Genomic DNA, 15,039 nt, shown 5'->3' with positions numbered 1-15,039 from the left:
CGGCCTTGACACATCATTTCATAACAAATAATTAGAAATCAGGGTTGTAAGGATAACACGTTTCAGTCTGGCATACTTTTTAATTAAGGATAGCCAGACACAGTTAAAATTTAAAAACGAAACAAAACGATGAGCTTTTTAAGAGGAGTATTAGCAGGATTGGCGATTGGTTATTTGACAGCACCCCGTAGCGGTAAAGAAACCCGTGAGAAACTGACGAAAACAGTCGATGACTTACAGAGCCAGTGGGAAGAAGGCGTTGACCAGGTGAAAGCGCAGGTCGATAAGCTGGTTGGTAACGCTCAGGCCAAAGCCGATCAGTTTGCTAACAAAGCTGAGAATAAAGTCGATCAGCTTAAAGACAAGGCTGAGAACAAATACGAACAGTTCAAAGACAAGGCTGAAAACAAAGCTGATCAGTTTAAGAACGAAGCTGGTTACAAACAAGATCAGGCGAAAACAGCATATAACAACAAAGTAGATGACATGGCCGATGCTACTAAATCTGGCATCAATAGTGCTGAGAATGCGTTAAAGCTAAACTAGCTTTTGGTAGTTTTCTCAAAACAGAAAGCCGCTCCAAGACTTGGAGCGGCTTTCTGTTTTGAGAAAACGAATGTCTATTCCCACTCAATTGTAGCGGGCGGTTTCGACGATATATCGTACACAACCCGGTTGACGCCCTTAACGCGGTTAATGATTTCGTTCGATATGTTGGCTAGAAACTCGTAAGGTAAATGCGCCCAGTCAGCGGTCATCCCATCGACACTCGTTACAGCACGTAACGCCACAACCCGTTCGTACGTGCGTTCATCGCCCATCACGCCGACGGACTGTACGGGGAGCAGCATAGCGCCCGCCTGCCAGACTTTATCATATAACCCTTCGCGTTTCAGTCCGTCAATAAAGAGCGCATCGACCTGTTGCAGAATCTCGACTTTTTCAGGCGTAACATCACCCAGAATCCGAATAGCTAATCCCGGACCGGGGAACGGATGGCGGCCTAAAATTGCTTCGGGTAAGCCAAGCGTACGACCTACAGCCCGAACTTCATCCTTGAACAACGTATTGAGCGGTTCCACAATCTTCAGCTTCATGAAGTCGGGAAGTCCACCTACGTTATGGTGTGATTTGATCGTAGCCGACGGTCCTTTTACGGATACCGATTCGATTACGTCCGGATAAATTGTCCCCTGCCCTAACCACGATACACCGTCGATTAAATGCGCTTCGTGATCAAATACGTCGATAAAGGTTTTACCGATCGCTTTCCGTTTGGCTTCCGGATCAGTCAGACCAGCGAGTGCCGTATAGAACTGCTCTTTTGCATCAACACCTTTTACGTTCAGACCCAGCGTTTTGTAAGATTCCAGTACGCCCGAAAACTCATCTTTCCGCAAAACGCCGTTATCGACAAAAATGCAGTACAGATTTTTGCCAATCGCCTGGTGTATCAGCATGGCAGCTACCGACGAATCGACCCCACCCGATAAGCCCAGCACGACTTTATCCTCACCAATTTTTTTCTTCAGTTGATCAACGGTCGTTTCAACAAATGATTCAGCCGTCCAATCCTGAGCACAGCCGCAGATGTCGACCACAAAGTTGTGCAGCAGGGTTTTGCCCTGGAGCGAGTGTGTTACTTCGGGGTGAAACTGAATGCCGTAGGTGGGCTCGCCGTCTACCTGAAAAGCTGCTACCCGAACTGTGTCGGTTGAAGCGATGATCTTGAAATTCTCGGGAACGCCTGTAATCGTATCCGCGTGCGACATCCATACCTGCGAATGCTGGTCAATGCCTTTCATCAGCGGGCTTTCGGCATTGACCGTACCAAGTTTGGCCCGGCCGTATTCACGGATAGCTGATGCTTTCACCTCGCCCCCACTGGTATGCGCCAGTAATTGCGCACCGTAGCAGACGCCCAGGATAGGCAATTTATGCCGGAAAGCCGCTAAATGGATTTCGGGCGCATCCACGTCACGAACGGACGATGGACTGCCCGAGAGAATGATGCCTTTTACATCGGACGTAATGACAGGCAGGTGATTATAGGGATGGATTTCGCAGTAAACATTTAGTTCGCGCACCCGGCGGGCAATGAGTTGGGTGTATTGCGAACCAAAATCCAGAATCAGAATTTGTTCGGTGGCCATGAATGGGTCTCTAAAATGCAAAGTTAGGGCATTTTAGCCGCGCGGCAAATCATAATAACAGAATGAGTGCATGATCGAATACCTGAATCGTTGCCGCAAGATTTATTCAATTATTCGATCATGCACTCATTCTGTCATTGATACAACAGATACTTCTTCCGCATCACTTTATACGCATCCAGCGCTGGTTGCCAGCTTTCCCGAATTTTTGTTTCTGGAACGCCAGCCAGCAGTTGAAGTCGAAGCTGATCGGTGCCCGCGAGTCGGTCAATGCCGTTGTTGGCTAAAAAGAACTTGCTTTTATCAGACGCTTGTTTGAAAAAGTCGAAAAAGTAATTGAGCATTAGCCCTTGTTTCGAAATTGTTGCTTTAGTCAGATCCAGACCGTAGCAGAGTTGTCCTTCCAATGGTGGATTCACCGCGCCGGGCCGATCGACGGGCGTGAACGTATACGGACCATATTTCGTGTAAGGCGACCCAATTACCTGAAACTGCTTGTCTGTCCCCCGGCCAACGCTGACTACTGTTCCCTCAAAAAAACAGAGTGACGGATACAGCAGAACAGCCTGTTGATTGGGTAGATTTGGCGACGGCGGCACGGGCAATACGTAGGGTGTTTGGTGCGTGTAGTTTTTCAGCGGGATCACCGTCAGTGAGCAGTTCTTGCTTCCAGATAGCCAGCCTTCGCCGTTGATCATCCGCGCCAGTTCACCGATCGTCAGCCCATACACGACCGGAATAGGGTTCAGTCCAACGAACGATTTGAACTTAGGGTCTAATACGGGTCCATCGACGTAGTGGCCGTTAGGATTTGGACGATCGAGCACGATCATAGGTTTGTTGGCTTCGGCGCAGGCTTCCATAACGTAGTGCATGGTGCTGGTATACGTATAAAAACGAACACCAACATCTTGAATATCAAACACTACTACGTCCAGTGAATCCATCTGTTTAGGCGTTGGTTTGTAGTTTTTCCCGTATAGCGACGTAATCATGATGCCCGTTCGTGGATCACGACCGCTGCTGATGTGCTCCCCATCGGTAGCTTGTCCACGAAAACCGTGTTCGGGGGCAAAAATGGTTTTGATGGTAATGCCCCGCGCGATCAGGCTATCAACCAAATGCGCACGACCAACCCGGGATGTATGGTTGACGACCATACCTACTCGTTTTCCCTGTAGTGCAGGCAGGTATTGGGCCATCTGATCAGCACCAGTCTGAATAGTTTGCGCATAAACCGTATTGATGAAGAGACTAAAAGCGATAACGAAGAGTTTCAAGCGGATGATCATAGTAGAAAAACGGATAGCCTACTGCAAAACTCACACTTTTACGAGCCAGAACAAAACGAACAGGTACCACGGACTTCAGTCCGTACAACCGCAGGCTAAATAATGTATCGCTACAACTTAACTTGCGGTTGTACGGACTGAAGTCCGTGGTACCTGACTTATTGCAGAGATTACAGCGTAATTTTCTGCACCGGCGTGTAAAGCATTTCCGCAACCCCGACGGTTTTAACGCCGACCCGACCGTAACAATAACCTTTTGAGGTCACCGAGGCAGGAACGGCCAGCGAAAACGCCATTTCCTTCGTCAGATCAGTCAAGTCTGATCCTGTTTTATCAACTTTCGCTACGTTGTTATTGATGTCAACGTATTGGGTCGTGCTTACATAGAACGTCACCCGCTCAATGGCCCGGCCCGTGGTTGCCTGACTGACCAGACAGCTCGCCGTCAGGTTGGTACCGCTTTTCTGCATTTTCTCGTTCTTGATAACGAAATACGGCTGCACCGGTACATCGATCGTAGCCGCGCCCTGTACCGACACGTTAATTGTGTCGGTGTTATCGACCCAGGGACCATTTCCCCGTAGTCGAACCAGCTTGTAGTTTCCGTTAAAGAGCGATGCCGAGAAAGAACCGTCCTGCGCAATCTGTACGGGAATTTTGGTAAAGAGCTGATAACCGGGCTGCCAAAGTTCCAGTTGAACACCGTTGGTGCGAACGCCCACTGGCTGGTTTTCGTAAATAACCCGCCCTTTCAGCATTGAAGTAGGCTCCGCAAAATTATCTTTTTCGCAACTGGTCAGCATAACGGTTGCGGCCAGTAAGCTAAATACTATCGTTTTCATGATCGGAGATTAATGGAAGGGGTTACGAACAATTTTGGGATTGTTGTTAATAACCGCCTGGTCGATGGATGAATAATAGTTACCCAACTGAAACAAGCGGGGCGCCCGGAAGCGGGGAGCTACCAGCTTCACAAAGATGTACTTGCCATCCTGGGCACTACCAGGACGTATCACGCGGTACGGATACAGCGCGTACATCATGGCGTCGGGATTGCTGGAACTGCCATTCCAGACCTCGTGCGCAATACGCCAGCGTTTCAGGTCCCATACGCGGTGATCTTCGAATGCCAGCTCAACCCGACGTTCGTTCTGGAGCCTGGCCAGCGTCAGCGTAGTCAGGCTGTTGGCGGGAAAACCCGCCCGCTCACGAACCCGGTTCACGTAGGTGAGTGCATCGGCGCTCTGGCCCAGTTCGAAAGCGGCTTCGGCAGCATTGAGTAACACCTCACCCAACCGGAACCGAACCCACCACATATCGCTCCGAATCCCCCGCGTACTCGACAGTGGGGCTGGATCGATGTATTTCCGCAGATAGAAGCCGGTATTCGATACCTCCGTTTGCGAACGCTGTGGTCCGGAGCTTCCCGTTAGCAATTTTCCGTCCGTATGAAGTGATCCTAACGTATTGCCTTCAATAAATTGGTAACCGGCACTGGTCGCATTCCAGACCGCTACGCCCGCCTGAATCTGTACTTCCTGCCCCTTAAAACTGGTTCCGGGATAGATGACGGTGCCGTACAGACGAGCGTCTTTGTTAGCAAAGGGACCGCTGAGGTTATCATAATAGACGTAATCTTTATCGTCGGCGGTGCGGGTTTTCAATTCACCCGACGTACCGTCCAGATATTCGTAATCTTCGACCAGGTTCAGTGCAGGAGCAATGTTGGACGACGACAGGTTATCTTCCCGAATATTCCGGGCAATGTTGTCATAACTAAAGGAATGCCGCTTGTCTTTGGCTGTTAGGAAGTCTTTTGCCAGAATCACTTCCGAATTATTGAGCTTCTTGGTTACGGCTTCAAAGAAATTCTCACCCAGATTTGGGTTGGCCCGATACAATGAATACGGCCCGGCAATGACTTCTTTGGCAGCTTCCAGCGCTTTGGTATAATATTCCGTTGCCCGTGCGGCTGGAATCCCGACCTCACCACCCGTCGTCTGAATCGGTGCACCCAGCCGGTTGTTGTATTTGGCAATTGAAGCGGCATACAGCATGGCCCGGCTTTTCAACGCCATCGCGGTAAACTTATTCGCGCGGGTGTTGCTACCCGAATTACCGATGTCGTTTTTGATGGCATCCAACTCCGTGGCAATGAAGTCGTATACTTCCGACTCCTTATTCCGCGGAAACTGAAGCGACGACGGATCACCACTGAAATCATAGATCAGTTGTTTCGTAATGATCGGTACGCCCCCCATCCGCTTCACCAGCTCGAAATACATGTAGGCCCGAAGAAACCGGAATTCAGCGGTAAATTGAGCTTTCTGAGCGGCATTGAGCCCCGTGCTGACCTTCTCGATGTTTTCGATGGCGAGATTAATGTCACGAATCAGGCCGTAATCCCACAAGCGCCACCGGTCGAAGCCATACGAAATCAGGTTGTTGTTGCCATCATTATTGCCTGACCACATGGCTTCATCGTAGGCTGTAAAATCAGCCCATCCAATATCGATCTGCGTGTGAGCCGGTAGCCGATCGTAGTAGTTGGCCAGCAGGCTCGTAATCAGCTTACTGTCGTTCCAAACTTGGCTTTCGAGGATTATATTGGGCGGCTGACGTTCCAGAAAATCTTTTTGACAGGCCGACAGCATCCAGAGCATAAGGCTCGCTGTCAGCAATTTATATGTACGAATCATGTTGCTTGTCGGTTAAAAAGTGACGGAGAAACCTGCGTTATACAAGCGTTGAGGAGGATATACCAACGCGCCGTTCGAGGAGATTTCGGGGTCTACACCAATGGATTTCAGGTTGTCGAGCGAACCCAGGTTCGTACCGTTCATATAGACGCGCATGGCCGATACACCAAATTTGCTCAGGAAGGGCTTTGGTAGATTATAGCCCAGTTCCAGGTTGCGAAGCCGCAGGTAACGAACGTTCGTTACCCAGAAATCACTCCGCTTGTTGTAATTGGCATGGCTGGGACTATCCTTCCGAACGGCCGGATAGGTTCCCGGAATCCAGGGACTGTCGGCATTGAACGGATCGGCGTGGTGCCAGCGATCTTCAAAAATGTAGTTCGGTGACGTACCGTTGTTCTGGAATGGAATGCGCTGCTCAACCTCCCGGCGGTAGGTTTGTAAGCCCGCTCCTACTACGTCAATTTGCAGCGTAAACCCTTTGTAGCCCAGCGTACCGTTGAAGGCGTAGTTAAAATACGGCGTAGAGCCCTCTGCGTACCCAATCGGTCGTTCGTCGAGGCCACTGATAATACCGTCACCATTTACGTCTTTGTAGACGAAATCGCCGGGAAGCTGAGTACGGTTACCCTGTCCGTCATTATCGACATTATAGGCATCAATTTCCTGCTGCGACTGGAATCGTCCAACCACCTGATACCCCCAGTTGATATTCGACCAGCGGTTCACACCCGAGTTCCGGTATTCGTCCCAGGAATTACCAAAGCGGGGCTTATAAATCTCCAGGCTTTTCTGTCGGGCTAGGGTAGCATTAGCCCCAATCGTATAATTCAACTGACCCGCTTTCCCCGAATACGAAAGAGCTCCTTCCAGACCACGAATCGCGTCGGAGTTTAGGTTGGCGTTGGGTAACGTATAGCCCACTTCGCTGGGAAGCAATACGTCGTACTGCGCAGCTGGCAGACCCGTCCGTTTCCGCTCAAATGCATCGAACTGTCCCGAGATTTTGCCACCGAACAAGCCGAAGTCAATCCCGACGTTGGTCGATACGTTATTCACCCACGAAAGGGTAGTGATAGGCAGGCCGCGTGGCTGTACACCGATGACGTAGTTTCCGTTGAAGATGGCGCTACCCTGCAGGAAGTTGTATCCGGGCAGGTAGCTGAATGGCGCAACGATAAAGGCATCATTGATCAGATCGCTACCTGTTCGGCCATAGCTGGCCCGTAGTTTCAGTTCCGAGACTACCTTACCCGCACTTCCCTTAAAGAAAGGCTCTTCGCTGATACGCCAGCCCAGCGACGCTCCCGGAAAAAAGCCATAACGTCGGCCTGGTGCGAACAGGAACGACCCATCGTAGCGACCCAGTGCTTCGACCAGATAGCGTTGTTTGTAGTTGTAATTAACCCGGCCAATGTAGCCCGCCCGCGCCGTTACGTTCCATTCATCGATCAGTAGATCCTGGTTGGCGAACGACATGATCGGAATGTAGTTATTAGGCGGAACGGTATGAACGACCAGGTACTTATTATCGGTATCGTAGCGTTCGTAGGCACCAACGGCCGATATGCCGTGATCACCAAACTGCTTGTTGTAGTTCAACTGTACCTGCATGAAGCGATCCGCTACGTTCCGTTTGCGCCGTTCGCGCCAGGGGTTCTGATTACCACCGCCCGGCACTACGTTGTAGGTATCGGTTTTCGCGTCGTAGGTGTAAGCATCGTACGTATACTCGAATCCATCGAAATCGAAGTTGGTGAAGTTATACGAGTACGTACCTTTCACGCTCAGGCCAAAATCAAAATCATACTGCGCCGTGAAGTTGGCTTTAACGGCCCGCCAGAGCTCACTGATCGTACCTGTTATTTCCTTTTTATACGTAGCGGGATTGACATTTACGTTGTGCGTCTGGTTGATATAGTTCGGATTGTCGTTCGCATAAGGCCGCTCTATAGGCCACATGGAGAAGATACTCAGAAACGGATTGAAGTAATCATCAAGGCCCGGTACGCCCGTCTGAAAACGGTCTTCAATACGTCCGCTGATCTGGGTACCAATCCGAAGTTTTTTGCTCAGTCCGGCTTCTACGTTCGCCTGAAAATTACTTCGTTTGAAATTATAATCCTTGATCAGCGCATCCTGATTCAGATGACTCGCCGATACGTAATACGTTACGTTATCTGACCCGCCCGACACGCTGCCGTTCACATACGCCTGTGGTACGTTGGGGCGCATAACCATATCGTAATAGTCGAAGCTCTGATACCCTTTCTCGGTGTTGGCCTGCCATTTCGCCAGTTCGTCGGGCGTGATGGTTGTCTGGATACCCCGGTTCTGATCCGATTCAGCCAACGCCCGGACGTGCTGATACGCGTTGGCCGGACGAGGATAGCGCGTAAAATTCTGTAAGCCATAGTACCCCGACAAATTGATGGCAGGTTTCTGACCAGCTTTCCCCCGTTTGGTCGTCACGAGCACAACCCCGTTCGCGGCCCGAAGTCCGTAAATCGCGGCCGAACCGTCTTTCAGAATCGAGATATTCTCAATGTCGTTAATACCCAGGTTGTTGAACTGTCCCAGATCGGCTACGATGCCATCAATGACGTACAGGGGCGTTCCCATATTCCGAATCTGAATGTTCGTTCCACCACCGGGTCGGGCATCGGTTTGGCGGGCTGTAATTCCGGCTACCCGTCCCACGAGCGCGCTGGAGGTTGTAACGGCAGGGGTACGAAGAATATCATCGGATTTTACCGACGCAACCGATCCCGTTACAGTTCCGCGCGACTGGGTTCCATAACCCACCACCACCACTTCGTCCAGCGACTGATCTTCGGCAATTAACTTGACAGTCAGCTTCGTCGTGTTGGTAACCGTTATTTCCTGGCTTTTATACCCGACAAACGAAAAAACCAATACGGTTCCCTCATTGGGTACGGTAATCGTAAAGCGTCCCTGCGCATCGGTAACGACCCCACGCGATGACCCTTTGATCACGACGTTAACGCCGGGCAACGTTTCTCCTTTCTCGTCAGATACAGTGCCCTGCACAGAGACGTCGGCTACGTTTAATGTAGCGATTGCCACTCGGGCAATCGTGTTTCCGGCAGGTGGCGACAGGGCCATAGCACCGGCAAGTTTTGCACTGAGCGTGAGGGGAATTACCAGATTTCTGATAATCGTACACGCCAGCCCATCAGGTACTGATTTTTCCATAACTTTGGATGTTTTTGTTTGAATAAAAAAAGACAAAAGCGTTCCTGACACCCCAAAAGGGTGCAATGCAGATCGGGAATTTTCGGGTCAACGATGCTGGTACCATCGTTGACCTTTTTCGTACGTACTAAGGTTATTTTTTTACATAGGCAGCCCTAAAATATCATAACTAGTAGCAATAAACAGTCACTTATTGATACCAATTTTATCCTATTAATCAAATATAAAATGCATTAACATTAAAAACTAATTAATGTTAAAATAGTGTCATTATTCGTAAAAAGTAAGCTATGGAATAGGGCTTGAAGAAGGATAATTGGTCTTTTACCAAGTAAACTGACTTTATTTGAATATTATTCATTTCTACTACCAGTGTATATTTATCAACTTATTCAGTATCAATTTTCTATAATTCCTTGCAAGTGAATGACTAGGACCGATAGTATATATCTCAACAAAAGCGTTACTAGAGCATAAATCGTCCTGCATACGAAAACCACTGATCAACCGGCTATCTTTGCTACGTCACTGAATTAATTTGTTCAAACTACTAGCTTGCGACCCTAGTTAGTTACCTAACTTGCGTTACTGCCTTCTGCAAAAGGCTAACTGAATACGATCTTGAACGTTCCTGTTTTTCTGGCCCGCAAAGTACGCCATGCGCCTAATGGTAGTTTCTCGGCCACTGTTACCCGTATTGGCGTTATCAGCATCGCCCTTGGGCTCGCTATTCTGATTGTTGCCTTTGCGGTGCTGTTTGGCTTTAAGAACACCATTCAGCAGAAGATATTCTTGTTCGGAGCGCACTTACAGGTCAGTAAGTTCAGTAACAATGCTTCCTACGAAGAAACGACGCTGCCGCTCAACACCGCTCTCTATCGCGATAGCACTCGAATTCCGGGCGTGCAACACATCCAGGCTGTCGCGCTGAAGGCCGGTATTCTGAAAACCGATGAGGAACTGACGGGGGTTATTCTAAAAGGCGTTGGCCGGGATTATAACTGGAATTTACTACGCGAATCGCTCGTAGCTGGAACGGTGCCCACCGTAGGAGCCGATACGGGGAATGGGTCAACCCAACTGCTGCTGAGTCAGTACATGGCGAATCAATTGAAGGTAAAAGTGGGCGAAAGCATCCCACTTTATTTTCTGGGCAATCCACCCCGTGCCCGAAAAATGACCGTAGTGGGTATTTACGATACGGGACTTGAAGAAGTGGATAAGACCATTGCCCTGGGTGATATTCGCCTGATACAGCGGCTGAACCGTTGGGGTATCGATTCGGTTGGTACCTACGAAATTTTCGTAAAAGATTTCAATAAGGTTGAAACAACGGCAGACAAGGTGTTCGATGTCATGTCGCCCGATATGCGGCTGACCCGCGTAACCGATCAATACCGACCCCTGTTCGACTGGATGGTGCTGCTTGATCGGAACATGGTGATTCTGCTCAGCCTGATTGGTTTTGTGGCCTCGTTTAATATGGTTTCCGTGCTACTGGTGCTGATCATCGAACGGACGCCTATGATCGGTTTACTGAAAGCCATCGGCAGTCCGAATCCGCTTATTCAACGTCTGTTCGTCGTAGTTGGGTTGAACATGGTTGGCTGGGGCTTGCTCATTGGCAACGTAGTGGGCTTAGGGGTGTGCTTCATTCAAGATAAGTTCAAGCTGATTCCACTCGACCCTAAAAACTACTTCATGAACTACGTGCCCATTACCTGGGATTGGCCAACGATTCTCATTCTGAACGCAGCGACGGTGCTCATCATCGCGTTGGTTCTTTGGATTCCTACAATCATCATTAGCCGGATTCAACCTGTGAAAGCACTGGCATTTAAGAAATAAGACTGCTTCGAGGTCTTATTTCTTTTTCAAAACCTATTCTTCAGCGCTCCAGTTCTTATTCATTTTTGTCATCTTGGAACCCGTTTTTATGAGATTGGGGACTATTCCTTTCACTTTTGAGACAATGCAATTTAAATCTGCATAAACCCTCACTTGATACTTTATCTTAGGAACCTGGCTCAATAAGCCAGGTTTTTTTATTTCATTACCCTGTTGCTTTTTACGCTTAAACACTACCTGTATCTCCCGACCCGTGATGAATGCGTTCAGCCACAACTTCTTTTAAACGTCAATTCTATCGGCAATAAAATAAGCCGAATAAACGACTTCACGCTTTGATGAGTATACGCTACTGGATTCACATTTTCTATTCACCAAAATGAACAAGATTTTTTATACCCTCGCTATTCTGCTGAGTAACTACCTGCTGGTAAAGGGTCAACAATCTTTCAGACCCGATCAACCCTTTTGCGGCATAAAGGACCTGACGTCCGCACAGGCCAACGCGCTTAAGCAACAGGCGATTCTGGCTCTAAAAAGAAAGATGGCCACCCAGACCGCTTTTACAACGATTACGTATGTGCCGATTCGTCCCCATATCATTCGCCGGAGTAACGGCACAGACGGCTACACATTGACCAGCATCAATCAGGTACTGGCCGCTACGAATCGATATTATCTGCTGAACAACATAGGTATTCAGTTTTATTTTGCTGGTACTACCCCCGATTATGTAGATGATGACGGATTGTATAACAGCTTCCCATTTGGAGAAGGACCTTTAGTGGATAGCCACGACAGTCACCAGGCCATGAACCAGTATTACGTTAATAATATACAGGGGGGATATGGCGGCTACGCCTATTATCCGGCAAACAACCTGCAGTCGACCCGATCGTTTATTCAAACCTATGCGCAGAGTGCCAGCGATACCATTGTTGGCAATTACACGATCCCCCACGAGTTGGGGCACAACTTTGGCCTGTTCCATACACTCGGACCCTCTAATGGGACTGTCATAACCGATGAATTAGTCACGCGAGGGCCGGGGGCCAATTGCGAGATCGCCGGTGACCTGATCTGTGACACTCCGGCCGACCCGTATGGTATGGCCGGAATAAGCGTCAGCTACGTTAATGGTTGTCCCCGGTATAATCCGACCAGTACAGCCCGCGATGCCAATGGGGATCTTTTTGATCCAATGACCACCAATGCGATGTCGTATTACGTTTCCATGACGTGTACCCATGATTTCACGCAGGGACAAGCCGAGCGCATGCAGGCAGCCCTGGCGCTTCGGCAAAGTCATACCGCCTACACGCTCGATTTTCCAGCGACTAACGTAGTGCCTGCCAGTAATTTGACGGCGACCAGCACCGGCGTCGCGGTTGTGATCACCTGGCAGGATAACGCCGACAATGAAATGGGCTATTTTATCGAACGGTCTACCTCACCCACCACCGATTTTGTTCCCATCGGGGGAACGGCTACCAATGAAACAAGATTTGTCGATACGAAGGTTACTGCCCAAACCCAGTATTACTATCGAATTCGTCCGTCTAATAGCACAACGGGAAGCATTAGTTCCATTACCTCGGTCCTGACGTTGCCCGTTCCTCCGGTAACTGGGCTCATCACAACCGACATTACGCAAACCAGCGCCCAACTGGTTTGGAATAGCTTGGGTGAAGGCGCACAGTATCAGTTGCAATGGCGTCCGGTGGGCGTAGCGAACTGGACGTCGGACAATACTCCTACTGAGCCGTTTTACTTGCTTAATCAGCTCAGTATGGATACAGAATATGAGTGGCAGGTTCGGGCAGCCGGGAATGATACGTATTCAGGTCCTGTTCGTTTTAGGACGGGTATTCAATGTCAACTTCAGGTACCCTACAATCAGTCTGTATCACCCATGGTTACCTCGGCTGTTCTCAGTTGGGAACAAGTCGGATTGAATACAAGCTATGACCTCCGCTATCGGACGACCGGAACAAATGACTGGATCAACGTTAATCACTTGACCAGTACGTCGGTCAATATCACGGCCTTAACCGGTAGTTCGACCTATGAATGGCAGGTTAGAACGGTGTGCGATAACGGCGGAGCCACTTCTGATTTTTCATCTTTATATACATTTACTACTTTCTCATGCGCTCCACCTTCTAGTTTCCAGGTAACGAATGTCACAACCAGTTCGGCCCAATTGTCCTGGAGTTATTGGGCTGCCAACACCGAGACGAGCTACCAGGTTCGTTACCGAATTTGGGGCACTACCAACTGGACGGTAGTAAATAACCTGCCGGCTGCAACTATTGGAAGCCCCCTTACGCTAACGGGATTAACCAGTAACACGATCTACGAATGGCAAGTCCGTACGTTATGTTCTGCCACCGAGACATCCGACTTCTCCAGTTCATTGAATACCTTCCAGACGTTACCAATCGAACCCGATTTAACACCAATTATGTATGTACGGCCCTCCCCAAGTTATGGTAACTCATCCATTTCGGTTGTGCTGGACCTGGTAGAACTTAATTCGCGGCCAACCAGCGGCCTTGTTACGGTCAAAATCACTAAAGACTCCCGTGTGGGACTTAACTTCGATACTGGCCTGACAAGCTTAGGAGGACGATCTGTGCAGAATGGAGTCTGGAGTTTTGTTTCCTCAGATGCCAGTTACTACGTACTAACCACCACCCAGCGAATTGAGCCTGGAGACAAACTAAGTCTTGGTTTAAGTGGATCACTCAGCCCAGGGGCTACAACCGGCGCATTAACCATAAGCGCCACAGTACTTGGCAGTAATAGTGTCGACAGCAAGCCGACCAACAACATCGACGCCGACAAGGTTGATTATTTTCAGCAGTGATCCGTTGGCACTGATTTTCAATGAAACTGTTTGAGATAGAAAATGCCCTGCTGGAAGCGATCTGTTAATAGACAAAAGAGGAGTGATTATTTTCGGTACGGAAACTTCAGGATATACCCTTTTTTCTTATTGCCTTCGCTGGCGATGAACAGATCGCCGTTGGGGGCAAAGCAAATACCTTCAGGCTGGGTGAATAGGTTCGGATCGAGCGGTTCGGAATAGATGATTTTAGCTTTTCGGCTGGTGATAAGCAACCGTTTACCAGCGGACGTCAGTATGTACCATTCGCCCGTTAGGGGATGTACGGCAATGCCAGAGGGTTTATAGGTTTTCGGATCGACACCAGCGGCTTTGAGTTGCTCGTCGTTTAAGCTCATGTCTTTGAAAACGACTTTATAGCGTAAATCAAAGGAATAAACGGCTTTATCGCTGGCTTCGTTTCCATTTTTAACGGCAATCAGCAGTCGTTTTGTTTTCGGGTCATAGCCTAGTCCTTCCACTTCAGTATGCTTGGGCAAATCGGTTTTAGTCCGACCAATCTGCGTCGATTCTGGCTTGAACCGAAACAGATTGCCGTTACTTTCGAGCGCAAAAATCTCCCCATTGACGTACTCGATCCCTTCAAAATCACCGTAACCTCCGAACCCAAAATTCTCAGTGACTTCTTTTTTCTTCGTATCGAATACATACGCCACGGCTTCTTCGTCCTGCACACAGAGAAGTTTATCATCTTTGTAGTAACTCAGGCCCGATATTTCCTTCAATTCCTTCGGTAACTTGTAGGTCTCCGTAGGAGCGCTAAGCTGATAAGGCAGTTTGAAATTCGACTCCAGTGTTCCGGATTCAGGCTGCCTGTCCGTTTTTGTCGACGTACCGCACCCCCACAGAAGGAGCATACTGGCCACCAGAAAATACTTCATAAGCGAATGGGTTTGTGGCAAAAGTAGGCTTTGACCTGGGTA

The 15,039-nt window shown here is 49.0% G+C and carries 9 protein-coding genes; 3 read left to right on the top strand and 6 right to left on the bottom strand.

Going from position 1 to position 15,039, the window contains the following annotated elements; translation table 11 throughout:
• Window positions 1-129 precede the first annotated feature (129 nt).
• Window positions 130-546 carry a YtxH domain-containing protein gene (locus IC230_RS21365; protein WP_191041082.1) on the top strand — a complete coding sequence of 139 codons (417 nt, stop codon included), beginning with the start codon at window positions 130-132 and terminating at the stop codon, window positions 544-546.
• A gap of 74 nt (window positions 547-620) precedes the next feature.
• Here IC230_RS21365 and guaA read toward each other — a convergent pair whose 3' ends face one another.
• The 5 genes from guaA to IC230_RS21340 form a co-directional block, all read right to left on the bottom strand.
• Window positions 621-2,153 carry a glutamine-hydrolyzing GMP synthase gene (gene guaA, locus IC230_RS21360; protein WP_191041081.1) on the bottom strand — a complete coding sequence of 511 codons (1,533 nt, stop codon included), beginning with the start codon at window positions 2,151-2,153 and terminating at the stop codon, window positions 621-623.
• A 134-nt stretch (window positions 2,154-2,287) separates the two neighbouring features.
• Window positions 2,288-3,445 (bottom strand): exo-beta-N-acetylmuramidase NamZ family protein, encoded by a 1,158-nt coding sequence (locus IC230_RS21355; protein ID WP_191041080.1) that lies wholly within the window; start codon window positions 3,443-3,445, stop codon window positions 2,288-2,290.
• 170 nt (window positions 3,446-3,615) lie between these two features.
• Complete coding sequence (locus IC230_RS21350; RefSeq protein ID WP_191041079.1) at window positions 3,616-4,287, bottom strand: DUF3823 domain-containing protein; 672 nt, start codon at window positions 4,285-4,287, stop codon at window positions 3,616-3,618.
• A 9-nt stretch (window positions 4,288-4,296) separates the two neighbouring features.
• Window positions 4,297-6,144 (bottom strand): RagB/SusD family nutrient uptake outer membrane protein, encoded by a 1,848-nt coding sequence (locus IC230_RS21345; protein ID WP_191041078.1) that lies wholly within the window; start codon window positions 6,142-6,144, stop codon window positions 4,297-4,299.
• Window positions 6,145-6,156: 12 nt separating this feature from the next.
• Window positions 6,157-9,360 carry a SusC/RagA family TonB-linked outer membrane protein gene (locus tag IC230_RS21340; protein ID WP_223860753.1) on the bottom strand — a complete coding sequence of 1,068 codons (3,204 nt, stop codon included), beginning with the start codon at window positions 9,358-9,360 and terminating at the stop codon, window positions 6,157-6,159.
• 621 nt (window positions 9,361-9,981) lie between these two features.
• On the opposite strand from IC230_RS21340, the gene IC230_RS21335 reads away from it, so the two are divergent.
• Window positions 9,982-11,208: an ABC transporter permease gene (locus IC230_RS21335; RefSeq protein WP_191041077.1), complete on the top strand. Its 1,227-nt coding sequence runs from the start codon at window positions 9,982-9,984 to the stop codon at window positions 11,206-11,208.
• 379 nt (window positions 11,209-11,587) lie between these two features.
• Window positions 11,588-14,077: a fibronectin type III domain-containing protein gene (locus IC230_RS21330; RefSeq protein WP_191041076.1), complete on the top strand. Its 2,490-nt coding sequence runs from the start codon at window positions 11,588-11,590 to the stop codon at window positions 14,075-14,077.
• Between the two features lie 86 nt (window positions 14,078-14,163).
• Here the strand turns inward: IC230_RS21330 and IC230_RS21325 are convergent, their stop codons facing one another.
• Window positions 14,164-14,997, bottom strand: a complete 834-nt coding sequence (locus IC230_RS21325) for an SdiA-regulated domain-containing protein (protein ID WP_191041075.1) — start codon at window positions 14,995-14,997, stop codon at window positions 14,164-14,166.
• Window positions 14,998-15,039 lie beyond the last annotated feature (42 nt).

Origin of the sequence: Spirosoma validum (genome assembly GCF_014699035.1) — a bacterium.
GTDB classification, from domain to species: domain Bacteria; phylum Bacteroidota; class Bacteroidia; order Cytophagales; family Spirosomataceae; genus Spirosoma; species Spirosoma validum.
The sequence above is the reverse complement of the archived record's forward strand: the minus strand, read 5'-3'. Positions and strand labels throughout refer to the sequence as shown.